This is a genomic window from Marinobacter xiaoshiensis (assembly GCF_031631795.1).
GTDB classification, from domain to species: Bacteria; Pseudomonadota; Gammaproteobacteria; order Pseudomonadales; family Oleiphilaceae; genus Marinobacter; species Marinobacter xiaoshiensis.
This window is the reverse complement of sequence record NZ_JAVMBO010000003.1, coordinates 132,691-148,036: the sequence shown is the minus strand read 5'-3', so window position 1 is coordinate 148,036 and position 15,346 is coordinate 132,691. Positions and strand designations below refer to the sequence as shown.

Annotated in this window: 17 protein-coding genes; 7 read left to right on the top strand and 10 right to left on the bottom strand. The window is 55.7% G+C overall.

The window, feature by feature from the left end:
- The first annotated feature begins 5 nt into the window (after window positions 1-5).
- The 4 genes from fdh3B (at window position 6) to RKA07_RS00650 (ending at window position 2,230) form a co-directional block, all read left to right on the top strand.
- A complete protein-coding gene (fdh3B, locus tag RKA07_RS00665) occupies window positions 6-614 on the top strand; it encodes a formate dehydrogenase FDH3 subunit beta (RefSeq protein ID WP_200203280.1) in 609 nt (202 codons plus the stop codon).
- Window positions 615-700: 86 nt separating this feature from the next.
- Complete coding sequence (locus RKA07_RS00660) at window positions 701-1,873, top strand: formate dehydrogenase subunit gamma (RefSeq protein WP_310965302.1); 1,173 nt, start codon at window positions 701-703, stop codon at window positions 1,871-1,873.
- Window positions 1,870-1,998, top strand: coding sequence for a hypothetical protein (locus tag RKA07_RS00655; protein ID WP_265091936.1), 129 nt, complete (start codon window positions 1,870-1,872; stop codon window positions 1,996-1,998). Before RKA07_RS00660 ends, RKA07_RS00655 begins: the two co-directional genes overlap by 4 nt.
- On the top strand, window positions 1,991-2,230 hold the full coding sequence (locus RKA07_RS00650; protein ID WP_200203285.1) for a sulfurtransferase TusA family protein: 240 nt from the start codon (window positions 1,991-1,993) through the stop codon (window positions 2,228-2,230). Before RKA07_RS00655 ends, RKA07_RS00650 begins: the two co-directional genes overlap by 8 nt.
- A 13-nt stretch (window positions 2,231-2,243) precedes the next feature.
- On the opposite strand, the gene RKA07_RS00645 is transcribed toward RKA07_RS00650, so the two are convergent.
- Genes RKA07_RS00645 through moaB form a run of 4 tightly spaced genes read right to left on the bottom strand, consistent with a single transcriptional unit; the run spans window position 2,244 to window position 4,762 of the window.
- On the bottom strand, window positions 2,244-2,693 hold the full coding sequence (locus tag RKA07_RS00645; RefSeq protein ID WP_200371657.1) for a molybdenum cofactor biosynthesis protein MoaE: 450 nt from the start codon (window positions 2,691-2,693) through the stop codon (window positions 2,244-2,246).
- A gap of 1 nt (window position 2,694) precedes the next feature.
- Window positions 2,695-2,955 carry a molybdopterin converting factor subunit 1 gene (moaD, locus tag RKA07_RS00640; protein WP_200203289.1) on the bottom strand — a complete coding sequence of 87 codons (261 nt, stop codon included), beginning with the start codon at window positions 2,953-2,955 and terminating at the stop codon, window positions 2,695-2,697.
- Window position 2,956: 1 nt separating this feature from the next.
- Window positions 2,957-4,168, bottom strand: a complete 1,212-nt coding sequence (locus tag RKA07_RS00635; protein ID WP_200203291.1) for a molybdopterin molybdotransferase MoeA — start codon at window positions 4,166-4,168, stop codon at window positions 2,957-2,959.
- 21 nt (window positions 4,169-4,189) lie between these two features.
- Window positions 4,190-4,762 (bottom strand): molybdenum cofactor biosynthesis protein B, encoded by a 573-nt coding sequence (moaB, locus tag RKA07_RS00630; protein WP_200203293.1) that lies wholly within the window; start codon window positions 4,760-4,762, stop codon window positions 4,190-4,192.
- 366 nt (window positions 4,763-5,128) lie between these two features.
- Here moaB and rho point away from each other — a divergent pair, with 366 nt between their 5' ends.
- The 3 genes from rho (at window position 5,129) to RKA07_RS00615 (ending at window position 9,124) form a co-directional block, all read left to right on the top strand.
- Window positions 5,129-6,391 (top strand): transcription termination factor Rho, encoded by a 1,263-nt coding sequence (gene rho / locus RKA07_RS00625; RefSeq protein WP_200371659.1) that lies wholly within the window; start codon window positions 5,129-5,131, stop codon window positions 6,389-6,391.
- A gap of 239 nt (window positions 6,392-6,630) precedes the next feature.
- On the top strand, window positions 6,631-8,118 hold the full coding sequence (gene ubiD / locus RKA07_RS00620; RefSeq protein ID WP_200371660.1) for a 4-hydroxy-3-polyprenylbenzoate decarboxylase: 1,488 nt from the start codon (window positions 6,631-6,633) through the stop codon (window positions 8,116-8,118).
- A gap of 1 nt (window position 8,119) precedes the next feature.
- Window positions 8,120-9,124 (top strand): 2Fe-2S iron-sulfur cluster-binding protein, encoded by a 1,005-nt coding sequence (locus RKA07_RS00615; protein WP_200203645.1) that lies wholly within the window; start codon window positions 8,120-8,122, stop codon window positions 9,122-9,124.
- Window positions 9,125-9,159: 35 nt separating this feature from the next.
- On the opposite strand, the gene RKA07_RS00610 is transcribed toward RKA07_RS00615, so the two are convergent.
- The 6 genes from RKA07_RS00610 to RKA07_RS00585 form a co-directional block, all read right to left on the bottom strand.
- Window positions 9,160-10,401, bottom strand: coding sequence for a heme biosynthesis HemY N-terminal domain-containing protein (locus RKA07_RS00610; RefSeq protein WP_310965301.1), 1,242 nt, complete (start codon window positions 10,399-10,401; stop codon window positions 9,160-9,162).
- Entirely contained in the window at window positions 10,398-11,480 is a 1,083-nt protein-coding gene (locus tag RKA07_RS00605; protein ID WP_310965300.1) for a uroporphyrinogen-III C-methyltransferase, read from the bottom strand. The genes RKA07_RS00610 and RKA07_RS00605 overlap by 4 nt, the downstream gene beginning before the upstream one ends.
- Before the next feature lie 8 nt (window positions 11,481-11,488).
- Window positions 11,489-12,301, bottom strand: coding sequence for a uroporphyrinogen-III synthase (locus RKA07_RS00600; protein ID WP_200203303.1), 813 nt, complete (start codon window positions 12,299-12,301; stop codon window positions 11,489-11,491).
- Window positions 12,282-13,223 (bottom strand): hydroxymethylbilane synthase, encoded by a 942-nt coding sequence (hemC, locus tag RKA07_RS00595; RefSeq protein WP_310965299.1) that lies wholly within the window; start codon window positions 13,221-13,223, stop codon window positions 12,282-12,284. The genes RKA07_RS00600 and hemC overlap by 20 nt, the downstream gene beginning before the upstream one ends.
- Window positions 13,224-13,317: 94 nt before the next feature.
- Entirely contained in the window at window positions 13,318-14,088 is a 771-nt protein-coding gene (locus tag RKA07_RS00590; RefSeq protein ID WP_310965298.1) for a LytR/AlgR family response regulator transcription factor, read from the bottom strand.
- On the bottom strand, window positions 14,085-15,101 hold the full coding sequence (locus RKA07_RS00585; protein ID WP_200371663.1) for a sensor histidine kinase: 1,017 nt from the start codon (window positions 15,099-15,101) through the stop codon (window positions 14,085-14,087). Before RKA07_RS00585 ends, RKA07_RS00590 begins: the two co-directional genes overlap by 4 nt.
- Window positions 15,102-15,346 lie beyond the last annotated feature (245 nt).

Below are 15,346 nucleotides of genomic sequence, written 5' to 3'. Positions count from 1 at the left end.
AGACCATGGCACTTGAAGGACAAGCACGCGCAAAATTCCTTTGCGACGCCGAACGCTGCATCGAATGTAATGCCTGCGTAACGGCCTGTAAGAATGAGAATGAAGTCCCTTGGGGTATTAACCGTCGACGCGTGGTAACCATCGAAGATGGTAAGCCGGGCGAGCGTTCGATCTCGGTTGCCTGCATGCACTGCTCAGACGCGCCTTGTATGGCTGTCTGCCCGGTTGACTGCTTCTACCAGACCGAAGACGGAATCGTTTTGCACTCCAAGGATCTTTGTATCGGTTGTGGGTATTGCTTCTACGCATGCCCCTTTGGTGCGCCTCAATTCCCGCAAGCGGGTAATTTCGGCAGCCGGGGCAAGATGGATAAATGCACCTTCTGTGCAGGCGGTCCTGAAGAAGACAATTCGGCAGCCGAGTTCGCCAAGTACGGAAGCAACCGTATTGCCGAGGGCAAACTTCCCCTCTGCGCGGAAATGTGTTCGACCAAAGCCCTGCTGGCCGGTGACGGTAACGAGGTGGCGGACATCTATCGCCAGCGTGTCGTGAGCCGTGGTTTTGGCTCCGGCGCCTGGGGATGGGGCACAGCCTATGAGAAGAAGGGTGCATAAACTGGCCTGAGTGTTCAGGGCCCGAAAGGGCCCTGGAACTTCTTGAGGCACGAACTTCTTCTTGTGGCTTTCGCTGGAGTGCTCTGATGAATATAAAATTATTGGGCGCCGCCTTTCTGGTATTGGTGACGCTTTCGTTCGGTCATGCCTGGGCACAAGAGAGCCCGGGGATTGACCGCTCTGCAACCGGGGGTGCTCAAACCCTGGAAGATATTATGGCTCGTCAGCAGAAGCTGAACGTTGACGGGGCTTTCCGGTCTGAAAATCTGGGTAACCCGGCCAATGCGGCGCCGATCAGCGATCATTTAGGTACGCGCGGCGGGGTTTCCAGGTCAGACACATATCGTGCCATTCGCTATAACAATTTTGACGCCCGCACACAGGCTCGAGGGCCTGCAGCTGACGTTATGATCCAGGATGGTGGCATGACCTGGCTGAAGCTTCGCGAAGGGCCTGTCATCAATTATGGTGGCGGCGCGCTTTTGTGTTTTCTTGCCTTGCTTGTGGTGTTTTACTTTATTCGCGGCAAAATCATGATCGATGGCGGCCCTGCAGGTACCACGATTCAGCGATTCAAAGCTGTCGAACGGTTTGGCCACTGGTTATTGGCGGGCTCATTTATTGCGCTGGCTATAACCGGGCTCATCACTTTGATGGGGCGGAGTTTCCTGATCCCTGTACTGGGCCCCGAGGTATTTGCAACTTTGGCCGCTGGCTCCAAGTGGGTTCACAACAATATTTCCTGGGCCTTTATGATTGGTCTGGTGATGACGTTTGTTATGTGGGTAGCTCACAATATTCCTGACAAGCTTGATTGGCAGTGGATCAAGGCGGGCGGCGGTATTTTCACCAAAACCCACCCTTCTGCAAAGAAATTCAACGCTGGGCAGAAAATTGTTTTCTGGACCGTTATGGTGCTGGGTTTCTCGGTTTCACTGACGGGCCTGTCGTTGTTGTTCCCATTTCAGTTACCCATGTTTGCCGATACCTTTGGTGTGATAAACAGTGTCCTGGGGACAGAGTTCGCTACGGTTCTGACACCGCATGAAGAGATGCAGTTTGCCAACATCTGGCACTCGGTCGTGGCATTCGCAATGATGCTAGCCATTATTGCTCACATCTACATTGGTACCGTAGGCATGGAAGGTGCATTCGACGCGATGGGTAGCGGCCAGGTTGATGTGGAATGGGCGCGCCAGCATCACGATTTGTGGGTGGCTGAGGTGGAGGCCAAGCAAAGTAAAGGAGAAGCGTCGTGAAGGTTATGATTTCTGCATTTGTCGCCTCGCTGTTGATTGCCACCGCTGCCCCGATGGTACTCGGTCAGTTTGGGTGGTCATCGGCTGAGCAGGGCAGCAGCGCAACGAGCGTGCGCCTTGACTGAGCGATCAGAAGTACACCAAATCGATGCTATCGGTTTGGTGTGCCCCCTTCCTGTTTTACGCTTTAAAAAGCGGGTTCAGGGTTTGTCTTGCGGGACACTGGTCGAATTCCTTGCGGATGATCCCACGGCGCGCAAGGATTTGCAGGCGCTGTGCGATATCGCAGGCCACAGGATCGAATGGGTTCGGGAAGAGGATGCGGGGGTTATCCGTTATTGTATCTGTCTGGCTTGAGCGAGGTTCGGGACTACTTGTCCCAAGCCTCACCACGAGCAACATCTGAAGCTTTTTGCTCTACCCAATGTTCGCCAGCCTCAGCAAGCTCTTTTTTCCAGAAAGGCGCCGAAGTTTTCAGGGCATCCATAATAAACTCGCAAGCTGCAAATGCATCTGCCCTGTGAGCGCTACACACACCGACGAACACAATTTGCTCCTGCAGTAACAGCCTGCCTACCCGATGAATTACCCGCGCTTTACGCACATCCCAGCGCAGGGAGGCTTCTTCAATAAGGCCGGCAATCACCTGTTCTGTCATGCCCGGGTAGTGCTCCAGAAACAACCCCGATACATCCAGTGTGTCGCCGTGGTCCCGCACTAGCCCGGTAAACGTAGCAATAGCTCCAGTGCCCGCGCCACTGTCGCGCAGTGCGGCATATTCAGATCCAGCATCAAAATCGTCAGTCTGGATGCTTATCATATTAACCCCCGGTTACCGGTGGAAAAAAAGCAACCTCATCGCCGGCCTTCACGGCTGCGGCGGGCTTAGCCATAGCCTGATTGATTGCAATCATCACCGGCTGGTTGCCTTGCAGTTGTGCCCAGGGACCGCCGCGGCTTGCCAGCACTGCAAGCAGGTCGCCAGCTGTCTGATTCTTTTCTGCCGGCAGCGTGAGTTGTTCAGTGCCCAACTCTTCCCGGAGGCGGGCAAAAAAACGAACGGTCAGGGTCTGGTCAGTCATGTCAGCTCAACAATTCAGTGAATGGGTAATAAGTCAGCAAGTCGCCCTCTGCAACCAAGGCGTGTTCCGGAACCACCGCAAGCCCAGCGGACCAGCAGGCAGAGCTCAACATGCCAGAACTCTGATTTGCATACGCGGCGATCTGAACTTTGCCGTCAACGGATTCTGTACGCGCACGCAAGAACTCTCTGCGCGCCGAGGGTGAAGTAATATTAAATGCAGCAGGTACCTGCTGACCCACCGGGTGAATTTGCAGACGCCCCTGGCAGGTACGGATGTAAGGCATCCCCACCATCATAAAGGTCACCAGCACTGAAGCCGGGTTTCCTGGCAGGCCGAATACAGGCGTACCTTTGATCGAGCCAAATGCCAGCGGCTTGCCAGGTTTGATCGCCATACGCCACAGAGACAGTTGGCCGGATTCTTCCAGCACAGCTCGCACGTGGTCTTCCTCACCGACAGAGACACCGCCACTCGTAATAACGAGATCCGACGCTGCAGCTGCGCGTTCTAGGGTTTCCCGGGTAGCAGAGCGAGTATCCCGGAGGGTTTCGCACAGCACCACCTCACAGCCGGCTTCTGCCAAAAGACCGAGTAGGGTGAAGCGGTTGGAGTTGTAAATCTGGCCTGGGCCCAGGGGAAGCCCCGGCTCTACAAGTTCATCACCTGTTGACAGAATCGCCACCCGCAGTTTTTTCACCACAGTTACTTCGGCGACACCGATGGAGGCCAGGAGACCCATTTCCTGGGGTCGGATCTTAATGCCTTGTTCCAGGCCCAGGCTGCCTTGGGCCAGATCCTGGCCACGCCTGCGTATATTCTGGTCTGCCTTTACTTCACCGTCGATGAGAATGCCACTATCTGTAACCTCGACCCGCTCCTGCATGACAACTGTGTCCGCACCAGCTGGAATTTCGGAGCCGGTGAAGATGCGAACAGCAGTCCCGGGTTGCAGAGGGCTGGGAGCTGAGCCAGCGGGGATGCGGTCAGATACTGAAATAGCCTGCCCTTGCACATAATCCTCAGCCCGCAGAGCGTAGCCGTCCACCGCACTGTTATCCGCTGGCGGCACATCCGCCGGCACTCGATAATCCTGTGCCAGTATTCTGCCCAGGCTCTCTGTGAGGGGCAAAAGCTCGGTTTCCGTAATCACCGGCGCTTTGCTCAGTAGGTGAGCGATAGCCTCATCAACCGGTGTCAGATTGCCTGCCATGGTTTTCTCTCCGTGTTCAGATTAGCGTTCGGCGCGATTACCAATGACTTCCTGGAGGCGCTCAATAGCGCGCTCTGGTTTACGGCCGACCAGTGATGAAAAGTTGCAGGGGCCGTGGCGACTGTCGAGTTGGGAGCTCAGAATGCCATTCCAGCCCGTGCGACAGGCTCCAGTGGAACCGGGCAAGCAGAAAATAGCCGTGTGATTCGCAAGGCCGCCAAAAGCTCTGGATTGGATCGTCGAGGAGCCGATTTCAGATGCCGAGAGGCGCCGGAACTCTTCGCCAAATCCTTCAATACGCTTGTCCAGCAGTGGAGCAACCGCTTCCGGGGTGCTGTCACGCTCGTAAAATCCGGTGCCACCGGTGATGATCACCACGTGAACATCCGCATCTGCAATCCAGGACGACATAGCCGCCCGAACCAGGTAGATGTCATCTGGCAGTATGCGCCTTGATATCAGCTTGTGCCCGGCCTCAACAACACTGTCTTCAAGAAACTGACCGGAGGAATCTTCATCAAACCCGCGGGTATCGGAGACTGTAAGAATCGCGATATTGAGAGGTTTGAGTTTGCTGGTGAGTTCACTACTCATGAGAATCTGCTCCGAAAATCACAGGAAAAATATTGACTGCCAGTATCCCTTTCAGAAGCGGTGAATGGAAGGGAGTAACCCATCAGGGGGAGGCTCAGGGCGGTGCGTGAAGGCATTTCGTCCGAAAAATTGGCTTTAATTTGGACAGTGGCCTTGACATTGGCCAGCAAGGTAGATGATTATCGGTCTCGCCCTACGAACGTTTGTACCCACTCTATACTGGCTTCTGTTTTTTTCCGGCTTTCATTCGCACCGGTTGTTTCATCTGGCCAGCATCTGTTTCGACAATGAATTACACAATCAGTTCAGGGGCGCCCCTGTCATACCAACTTCCGTTTAATTCCATTCCTGAAAATCTAATAACCTATGAATCTTACTGAACTCAAGCAGAACTCCATGCCCGAATTGCTCGAAATCGCGCAAGAGATGGGCCTCGATAACCTGGCACGTTCGCGGAAACAGGATGTTATCTTCACTATATTGAAGAAGCATGCGAAAAGCGGCGAAGACATATCTGGCGACGGCGTACTGGAAATTCTGCAGGACGGTTTCGGCTTTCTTCGCTCTGCCGATGCCTCCTACCTGGCGGGACCAGACGACATTTACGTCTCCCCAAGCCAGATCCGCCGCTTCAACCTGCGCACCGGTGATACTGTTGCCGGCAAAATCCGCCCACCGAAGGATGGTGAGCGTTACTTTGCCCTGTTGAAGGTTAGCGAGATCAACTTCGACAAGCCGGACAACGCCCGTAACAAGATCCTGTTTGAAAACCTGACACCGCTGTTTCCTGACGAGCGCATGCAACTGGAAACCGGTAACGGCAGCACCGAGGATCTGTCCTCCCGCGTGTTGGATCTGGTTGCGCCTATCGGTAAAGGCCAGCGTGGTTTGATTGTATCGCCACCCAAGGCTGGTAAAACCCTGCTGATGCAGAGTATTGCCCAGTCTATTGCGCGTAATCATCCTGAGTGTCACATCATTGTTCTGTTGATTGATGAGCGCCCGGAAGAAGTTACCGAAATGCAGCGCACGGTGCGCGGCGAAGTGATTGCTTCCACCTTTGATGAGCCACCTGCGCGTCACGTTCAGGTTGCTGAAATGGTCATCGAGAAGGCCAAGCGTCTGGTCGAGCACAAAAAGGACGTGGTAATTCTTCTGGATTCCATCACTCGTCTTGCTCGCGCCTACAACACAGTTATTCCATCCTCAGGCAAGGTGTTGACCGGTGGTGTAGATGCCCATGCTCTGGAAAAGCCCAAGCGCTTCTTCGGTGCGGCCCGTAACGTAGAAGAGGGCGGTAGCCTGACAATTCTTGCAACGGCTCTGGTGAACACGGGTTCCAAAATGGACGAAGTGATCTACGAGGAGTTCAAGGGTACAGGCAACATGGAGATTCACCTGGATCGCAAAATTGCTGAAAAGCGTGTGTATCCTGCTATCAACATCCGCAGTTCCGGCACGCGCCGTGAAGACCTGCTGATGACCGAGGCGGACATTCAGCGTGTGTGGATTCTGCGTAAGCTTCTGCACTCCATGGACGACGACACTGCGGCCATCGAGTTCTTGCTGGACAAGCTCAAAGATACCAAGACCAACGACGAGTTCTTCCAGTCGATGAAGCGCCGGTAATAGTTGGAAACTCTGCGCCTCTGGATTTTGGGGTTGGCAGTACCGGGGACACCCTCCCCGGACACGCCGTAAACCCATCCCTGGGGGCTCGGCATTGCCATCCCTGGCAATGCACGGTCCGGGGAGGGTGTCCCCGGTACTGCCGATCAAGCTTTGTGCGCGCACATCCTGTTCTTGCACTCAGTCAGAACCAATCTCTTTGAACCCACGTATATTGCCGGAACTAACCGGAGCCAACGATGAAATACAACGATCTGCGGGACTTCATTGACCAGTTGGAGAAGCTGGGCGAGCTGAAACGCATCTCAGTTGAAGTAGACCCCCACTTGGAAATGACCGAAATCTGCGACCGCACGCTGCGGGCAGGTGGTCCTGCGTTGTTGTTCGAAAACCCCAAAGGCTACGACATGCCTGTGCTTGCCAACCTCTTCGGCACTACCCGAAGAGTGGCGCTGGGTATGGGGCAAGAAGACGTAACTGCGCTCCGGGAAGTCGGCAAACTGCTGGCCTACCTGAAAGAGCCTGATCCCCCCAAGGGATTCAAAGACGCCATCGAAAAACTGCCACTGCTACGGCAAGTAATGCGCATGAGCCCCAAAGTGCTCAGGTCAGCGCCCTGTCAGGAAGTGGTCATAGAAAAAGATAAAGTCGACCTTTACCAAATCCCGGTACAGCATTGCTGGCCTGGGGATGCCGGGCCGCTGGTGACATGGCCGCTGGTGATTACCCGTGGGCCCCACAAAGAACGGCAGAATCTGGGGATTTACCGGCAGCAGGTGATTGGCCGTAACCGACTCATTATGCGCTGGTTGAGCCATCGTGGTGGCGCATTGGATTTTCAGGAGTTCCAGAAACAGAACCCTGGCAAACCTTATCCCGTTGCCGTCGCCCTTGGCGCCGACCCGGCAACCATTCTGGGTGCTGTGACGCCTGTTCCTGATTCTCTTTCCGAGTATGCGTTTGCAGGCTTGTTGCGGGGTAGTCGGACCGAGCTGGTGCAGTGCGGCCTCAGTGATTTGCAGGTGCCAGCCAGTGCCGAAATAGTTCTGGAAGGCTTTATTTACCCGGATGACAACGCCCCGGAAGGCCCGTTTGGGGACCATACCGGTTATTACAACGAAGTAGACGAGTTCCCGGTGTTCACCGTTGAGCGGATTACCCACCGCAAAGACCCGATATACCACAGTACCTATACGGGCAGGCCGCCCGATGAGCCGGCGATTCTGGGTGTGGCGCTGAACGAAGTATTTATCCCCATATTGCAAAAGCAGTTTCCGGAGATCGTGGATTTCTATTTGCCGCCGGAAGGCTGTTCCTACCGTCTTGCAGTAGTGACCATGAAGAAGCAGTACCCAGGCCATGCGAAGCGCGTGATGATGGGGGTATGGTCGTTCCTGCGCCAGTTTATGTACACCAAGTTCGTCATCGTGACCGATGACGATGTGGATGCCCGTAATTGGGAAGATGTGATTTGGGCCATGACTACCCGTATGGATCCTATTCGCGACACCACACTGGTCGAAAATACGCCCATTGATTACCTGGACTTTGCCTCGCCTGTATCTGGCCTTGGCTCAAAAATGGGCATGGACGCCACCAACAAATGGCCCGGAGAAACCACCCGCGAGTGGGGGGAGCCTATTGCCATGACTGATGCTGTGAAACAGCGTGTGGACGAGCTATGGGGAAGCCTGGGCATTGAAACTCCGGCTAACTGCCCCGACTGATATGGGTAGCAGGCAGTGGAATGTGAGTCTTGAGCCATCGAGCATTCGCTACGCGGCAAGTGCCGATGAAGATTTGCTGAGTGCTGCGGCCAAAGCCGGTATTGCTGTTCCCCATGCCTGTAGAAATGGTGTTTGCGAACTTTGTGAAGCCCATTTGCTCGGTGGCTCCGCTCTGAATACCCGAAGCCAACAGATTATGCCGGTCGGTGCGCGACTGATGATGTGCAGAACTGCCGCGCTCGACCATCTTGAATTGGAGATTAATGCCGTTATGGCAGCAGGACAGAACCAGCCCCGAAAGTTTCAGGCAAACGTCGTGAACCTGAGCTCTATAAGCCACGACGTGTATCGGGTTGAGCTTCAGTTGCCCAGGCGGCGAGAGTTGTCTTTTCACGCCGGCCAGTACTTGTCGATCAATTTGCCGGATGCTGAACCCTGCTATTTCTCCATTGCCAGCAGTCCGGCAGAGCAGAACATTGAGCTGCACATCCAGGCTTCCCCTGAGTGGCTGTCCGCACAGAAGGTCATCGATGCGCTAGCCTCTGGTGAAACGATCACTGTGGAATTACCCCATGGTAAAGCCTGCCTGGCCTGCGCCCCTGAAAAACCATTGCTGCTGGTTGCGGCCGGTACAGGGTTCGCACAGATGAAAAGCCTGGTGGATTATTTGCGCGGCACATCTTCTACCCAGCCGGTAAAGCTGTTCTGGGGCGTGCGTCGCCATGAGGATATGTACCTCAGGTCCATGGCTCGTCAGTGGGAGAAAGAGTGGTCCGCTTTCAGCTTTCAGCCTGTGGTGGGTGATGATGAAGACAGCGAATGGGGCGGACACCACGACCAGCTTGTGCGTGCTGTGCTGGCGTCTGGCACGGATCTGGGTAATGCGGAAGTGCACGCCAGTGGTTCACCCACGATGGTTTACACCTTGATGGACGCGCTGGTGGAAGCGGGGCTCCCACCAACGGCATTCTTTTCTGATGTGCTGGAGTATGCGCCTCGCAATTGAAGTGCTCCGGGCAGGCAGAAGAAGGGTGCGGTCGTTCAGGCTCGGGGCATGGGCAGTTCTGGTAGCCCGTTGTCGGTCGCCAGCCCTTGCATCATAAGCTTGATGCTCATTTCTTCGTCGCCCATATGAGCGCTCAGCCGGCTAAGTTCTGCCAGAGTGTCGCGGCTGCGGCGTAGCTTCAAACTGGTCTCAAAATATTCCCGGGCTTTGCCCCACAGCTCATTTCTCAAGCTCAGCCGGCCCAGTGCCAGTAACAACTCCGCATTGCTTGGGCGGTCCTTTAGCCACTGCTCGGCGGTCAGAAGCTGCTCGTCGGGCTTGCGCCCTTCTATCCGGCCATAAAGATTGACCAGGTCATCGCTCCAGTGGTTGTGCAGAACTTTGCGCAGCAGGGTTTCGGTTTGGGCTTCGTCGCCAAGATCAGCCAGTAAGCGAGCGTAATCAGCAATGGTTTTTTCGTCTCTGCGCAAAAAGCCCGGCAGTTCATCCCAAAGACGGGTGAGCGGCTCAAGTGATGTGTTGGGATCTTGTTGTTGTTGCCGACGGCAGTCTTCAGCGGCCTTTTCCAGCAGGTTGTGCCATACCTGTCGTTCAAGTTCTCCGAGTTCGGACTCCGGAAGTACACTACGTTTGCGCAACTCGGGTAGCAGTTTCGAGAGTTCGCGCCAATCTTCGAGGCGAAGATAGGTGGTTTTCAGTAGCTTCAGAACGAAAGGGTGGTGTGGCGACTGTTTGCGCAGACGCACCAGTGTTGCCAGCGCCTGCTCCAGTCGGTTCCCTGCAAGCTGCAGCTGAGCCTGGGTGATGCCCACGGCCATGTCCGATCCTGGAGTGCTTTCAAATGCTTTTCGCAGCAGTTCATCTACGGCTTCATGGTCGCCGCTCTCAAACGCTGCCTGGGCTGCCGCCAGATAGTTGATAAGGGGTGTGTCTGCGTGGCTGGCGGCTGAGGTCAGCATCTTGCGGGCCCGTGGCCAGTTCCCTTCAGCAAGAGCCAGCAGGCCCTGAGTCGTGCGCCTGCGGGCCCGACGCTCTTTACCGCGGGAAACCCAGTTGGCGACCAGGCCTGTGCCTTGCCGCATGCGGCGAATCAGGTTTGTGGTGAGTACGATCAGGGCAACCACAACCACGATGAGTACAAGCCCAACCCAGAAATTGGTTTCTACCAGATAGTTCCCAAGGCTGATGCGAATGTAACCCAGGTCGTATTGCAGCCCGAGTGAAAGTGCGGTGCCGATGAGCAGGGCAAACAGAACAATCAGAAGCAGGCGAATCATGAATCACTGCCTTTGTTTAGCCGACCTGCCAGCCGCTCTTTGAGCAGTCCCAGAGATTTGCTTATGTCTGGCAAGTCCGGAGCAACGTTACGCGCTTTCAGTTCACCAAGAGTGTTGGTCAAGGCGCTTACTCGTGGGTTGCTTCCGTCGTACCAATCCTCAACAGCAGCTTGTGCCTTGGTTAGAGAGCGCTCATAGAGTGTCTGGTTGCCTCTGAGGACGGCCATCTCGGCTTCTTCAAGCATAAGTTGCAGGTTCAGCCGTGCGTAAGCACTTTGGTCTGGCGACAGCAGTGGCTTGACGGATTCGTCCAGGCGACGAACCACAACCACTTGCATCAGGGTGGATTTGATCTTTTTCCAGGTTCTGAGTAGAAGGCCGGGCTCGCCGCCCTCTCCGGGACCTTCCTCCGACTGGGCATTGCCAACAAATCCCGGGGCTTGCTCGCTGATAAGGGCTTGATCGGTTAGCTGGTGTACGCTGTCGATTGCGGCTTCAAGAGTGAGATAGAGGCCGGTTCTGTCGACACTGGAAATGCCTTTAAGTGCCAGGATTTCCCGGGCCAGTTGCTGACGAACAGGGTACACGCCAACATCGTCGGATTCGGTCAGCACTTCATCTGCAGCTTCAAGTGCAGACAGAGCGCCGCGAATGTCCTTTTCAATCAACAGGCGCTGGTTGGCTATACGCAGTAAATACTCGGCCTCTGCCAGCAACCAGTCAGTGCGGGTGCGGTTTCCGGCTTCCAGTAACTCGCGGGCAGTGTGGTCAATCTGCCGCTGTTGGGTGGCGATCAGCTCACGTTGGGAGGCAAGTTTGTCTTCCAGGGCCTGCAAACGTTGGCTCTGTTGGGTTCCCCTGTCGCCATAAAGGCTCTCAAGCTGTGCAGTGTCCTGCTGTAAGCCTTTCAGCAATTGTATGGTTGCCTGGTTATCGTTCCACTGTTGCCAGTTCCACAGCGCCAGCGCGGCAACACAGGCCAGTGCAACTAAGGCGATAACCCAGACCGGCCAGACTTTCTGTCGGGCGAGCGGTTCTTTGGCAATCGGGGCAGGTAATTGTTTTGTTGTTTCGGTCACGGGCGTCCTTACTTGGCTTTTCCGGAGCCACCGTCCCGGCCTGCCAGTTGTTCTGCGACGGCGGCCACGATGTCGTTATCGGCAAGGCTTCCTGGTATACACGGAGCGTTGAATCCCGCCGCAAGAGCCTGGTCGGCGATACGCCGAGCGGGCACGATGACGGGTCTATCGTATAGATTATGGCTGCATTTGGCACATAGTGCGATGAGATTGTTCAAGGTTTCTCCGGAGAGCGCAACAATGGCATCCGGGGCAAACGCAATCAGGGCGGTGTTGATTTGCGCAGGGGTGTAATCCGGACAGAATCTGCGATACAGCGGCATTATGGTAACCCGGGCACCACGCTCTTCCAGCGTTCGGCGGGTTAATTCCCGTCCTTCCTCGCCCCGGGCAACAAGTACACGCTCGCCCTCGATATTTGTCAGGGAGGGAAGTTTCAGCAGTGCTTCGCTGGTCCAACCCTCGTCGGGTTTGCGCGGGGTTACGCCATATTCGGCCAGTGCTTTGGCCGTCCCGGCTCCTACGCCATACCAATTTAATCCGGTAGGTAGTTGCGGCCACCAGGTATCCAGCTCATCGAGCAAAAGCCTTGCTGCATAGGGGCTGACGGCAATGACATGGGAGAATTCGTCAAGGTTGAGAAGGGTGGTGCGTCGTTCCGGGGTTTCTGGTAGCGGCTCTCGGTCTACCAGTGGGAACACGTGCGTCTCAGCGCCGGCAGCCTGAAACTGCCGGGCCAGCCGGGACGCTTCCGGTTCTGGCCGGCATATAAGAACACGCCGGCCGGTTAGCCTGGTTGAATCAGTCTGGAGTGTGGCCATAAACTTCAGCCAGAATCTTGTCTGCACCCAGCGCTAAAAGCTCTTCTGCCAACTCGCGGCCCAGGCGCTCGCCTTCGGCGCGCGGCGCGCGGCCCTCAACACGGAGAATTTTTGTGCCATCCACGGCGCCAACCAGCCCGCGCAACCATAATGTATCGTCGTCTTCCAACAGGGCGTAGGCTGCGATTGGCACCTGGCAGCCACCCTCAAGACGACGGTTCATCGCCCTTTCGGCTTTCACCCGATCGGAGGTATCAGCATGGTTCAGGGGGGCCAGCATCGCCCGCAGTTCGTCGTCGTTTAGCCGGCATTCAATGCCGAGGGCACCCTGGCCAACCGCTGGCAGGGATACTGTGTCTGGCATTGAGTAGCGGATCCGGTCATGAAAACCCAAACGCTTAAGGCCAGAACTGGCCAGAACTATGGCGTTATAGTCACCCGCATCCAGTTTTGCCAACCGGGTGTTTACGTTGCCCCGCAGAACACGAATTTCCAGGTCTGGGCGGTAGGCGCGCAGCTGGGATTCCCGGCGCAGGCTGGCAGTGCCCACCACAGCGCCTTGTGGCAGAGCGTCTACGTTCGCGTAGTTGTTGCTGACAAACGCATCGGTAGGATCGTCCCGCTCGCAAATAGCGACCAGGCCCAAGCCTTCGGGAAAGGCCATGGGTACATCTTTCATGGAGTGCACTGCGAGGTCGGCGCGGCCGTCAAGCATGGCTTCTTCCAGCTCTTTTACAAACAGGCCTTTACCGCCAATTTTAGCCAGAGGTACATCGAGGATTTTGTCGCCCTGGGTTTTGATCTTGATCAGTTCCACAACCACGTTGTCGTGGAGCCGTTCCAGTTCGGCCTTGATGAATTCTGCCTGCCATAGTGCCAAGGCACTACTGCGGGTTGCGACGCGAAGGGTTCGTTTGGACATGATGCTCACTGTCAGTTATGAAAATGTTCGCCAAGGTTACCCTGTGGCGCCGTAAAAGTCCCGCGGATGGCCGCGCTGCACCGCCTGCAATGCGTCAGCCCGGTTGTTGTCTTTGTAGCCACTGGCGCACATTGCTTGTGTGCCGGCGACTTACCTGAAGCTCCCCCAGATCGTCTCTGAGCAACAGCAGGTTGTGGCCGTCGGGTGTGCGCCTGAGTGCCTGAATATAGTGTACGCCCACCAGGGTGTTGCGATGAATCCGAAGCAGTTGGCTCGGGTAGGCGTTTTCCAGTTCTTTAAGCGTGTAGTCAGAAACAGTCTCACCACGGGTATGATGAATGGTCACGTATTTCTGATCCGCCTGGCAATAGCGGATCCCGGCTATATCAATCAGCTCGGTACCCCGATGGGTGCGAACCGATAGTTGCTCATCTTCCGCTGTTTCCCGTTCGCTGGTGCCGCCTGCGATGCTGTCGGCAAGGGTGCGTAGCTGTACGCGATTAATCCGCCCGGCACGGGCAAGGGCCTCTGCCAGCGCATCTTTGCGCACGGGTTTGAGCAGGTAGGCCACAGCCTGAACCCCGAAAGCCTGAATTGCATAGTTGTCGTAGGCGGTGCAGAAAATGATTGCCGGCGGGTTGCTGAGCTGGCTCAGGCGCGCTGCTGTTTCCATGCCATCAAGACCGGGCATGCGTATGTCCAGCAGCAGGATATCCGGCTGCAGTTCGGCAACTTGAGCAAGTGTGGTTTCGCCATCACCGGCTTCGCCGCAGATCACATAACCCGGCAGGCCTTCGACCAGTCGCATCAGGCGCTGCCGTGCCAGAGGTTCATCGTCTGCGATTAGAATCGTCTGTTTGGTCATGAGTATTGAGTAGTTTCAGGGAGCCGTAAGGTAACGGTATAAACGTCCCCTTGATGGCTGTGCTTGAGTACCGCAGCATCCCCGAATAGCGCCTGCAGCCTTGCCTGAATATTGCCGAGGGCCATTTGGTTGCCGCTGTGCTGACTGCTGTTATTGTCCGGCTTGGGGTTTTGAACGAGCAGATACACGTATTTGCCCCGCGCTTCGGCCTCTATGCGCACCTTGCCACCTTCCGGGCGGGGCTGTATGCCGTGATATACCGCGTTTTCTACCAATGGTTGCAGGGTCAGAGGCGGTATTGCCTGGTGCTCCAGCCCGTCGGCAATGTGCCACTCCAGTTTCAGGCGGGGGCCAAGGCGCAGGGATTCGATGGCCAGATAGCGCTGGCATAGATCCAGCTCTTTCGACATCGGAATGAGTTGGTCGCCGGTGCGCAAGCTGGCGCGAAAGAGCTCTGAAAGATCCAGAACGGCTTCTTCGGCCTGCTCCGGATCTGAAGCAATAAGGCTGGCGATGGTGTTCATGCTGTTGAACAGAAAGTGAGGTTGTATACGCGCCTGCAGGGCTGTCAGGTGTGCCTGCATTTCCGCTTCCCGTTGCTTTTGCCACTGATGCTGCAAGTAGAAGTAGCGAAGGATCATGAGAATTATCAGTAGGGCCATCAGCAGCTTTTTAGCAATTGCCTGCCAGTCGAAGATGCCCGGTTTTGGGTGCAGTACGCTGTCTGCAAACAGGCTGAACGCGAGTACATCTATTAGCACTATGGCCGCAATGAAAAAGGTAGCTCGGGGCACAGGCATTTGAGCCAGTCGGGCGCGCAGCAGGCAAATCAGCGCGGCACTGGTGAGGGTGGTCCACTGCACAAACAGCGAGAGAAGTGCGAAATAATTCCAGTCAATCCAGCTGTCGCTGGCCTGAACAATCGCCAGCACCAGAACCAGTAGTTCACTGGTGATCAGAAGCATGAACACAGACCGCACCCGGCAAAGATCGGGCACGAAAAAATTTTGCATGGCGACAGCCTTGTCCCGGCTCAGGGTGGTCTCTTTTCTGCGGGTCAGAATGTTATACTCCCGTCACGATCAATGTGCTCATTCCGCGCGAGGATAGTGCGGGTCTGTCAGCACAAAAGATAGACTATATTCAGTACTCACTAAAGCGTTGTCTGTTGTGGCCAATGAATTTGAACCTTCTGCTTCAAGCCCGGGAGAGTTCCGGCTGGGGCGTTTGTTCGATCCATATCAAGATAGTCAGGCGG

Excerpts from the sequence above, each read along its gene's own strand:
- fdh3B (WP_200203280.1), top strand. The coding sequence starts at position 6 with ATGGCACTTGAAGGACAAGCACGCGCAAAATTCCTTTGCGACGCCGAA.
- RKA07_RS00660 (WP_310965302.1), top strand. The coding sequence starts at position 701 with ATGAATATAAAATTATTGGGCGCCGCCTTTCTGGTATTGGTGACGCTT.
- RKA07_RS00645 (WP_200371657.1), bottom strand. The coding sequence starts at position 2,693 with ATGATAAGCATCCAGACTGACGATTTTGATGCTGGATCTGAATATGCC.
- moaD (WP_200203289.1), bottom strand. The coding sequence starts at position 2,955 with ATGACTGACCAGACCCTGACCGTTCGTTTTTTTGCCCGCCTCCGGGAA.
- RKA07_RS00635 (WP_200203291.1), bottom strand. The coding sequence starts at position 4,168 with ATGGCAGGCAATCTGACACCGGTTGATGAGGCTATCGCTCACCTACTG.
- moaB (WP_200203293.1), bottom strand. The coding sequence starts at position 4,762 with ATGAGTAGTGAACTCACCAGCAAACTCAAACCTCTCAATATCGCGATT.
- rho (WP_200371659.1), top strand. The coding sequence starts at position 5,129 with ATGAATCTTACTGAACTCAAGCAGAACTCCATGCCCGAATTGCTCGAA.
- ubiD (WP_200371660.1), top strand. The coding sequence starts at position 6,631 with ATGAAATACAACGATCTGCGGGACTTCATTGACCAGTTGGAGAAGCTG.
- RKA07_RS00615 (WP_200203645.1), top strand. The coding sequence starts at position 8,120 with ATGGGTAGCAGGCAGTGGAATGTGAGTCTTGAGCCATCGAGCATTCGC.
- RKA07_RS00610 (WP_310965301.1), bottom strand. The coding sequence starts at position 10,401 with ATGATTCGCCTGCTTCTGATTGTTCTGTTTGCCCTGCTCATCGGCACC.
- RKA07_RS00600 (WP_200203303.1), bottom strand. The coding sequence starts at position 12,301 with ATGGCCACACTCCAGACTGATTCAACCAGGCTAACCGGCCGGCGTGTT.
- hemC (WP_310965299.1), bottom strand. The coding sequence starts at position 13,223 with ATGTCCAAACGAACCCTTCGCGTCGCAACCCGCAGTAGTGCCTTGGCA.
- RKA07_RS00590 (WP_310965298.1), bottom strand. The coding sequence starts at position 14,088 with ATGACCAAACAGACGATTCTAATCGCAGACGATGAACCTCTGGCACGG.
- RKA07_RS00585 (WP_200371663.1), bottom strand. The coding sequence starts at position 15,101 with ATGCAAAATTTTTTCGTGCCCGATCTTTGCCGGGTGCGGTCTGTGTTC.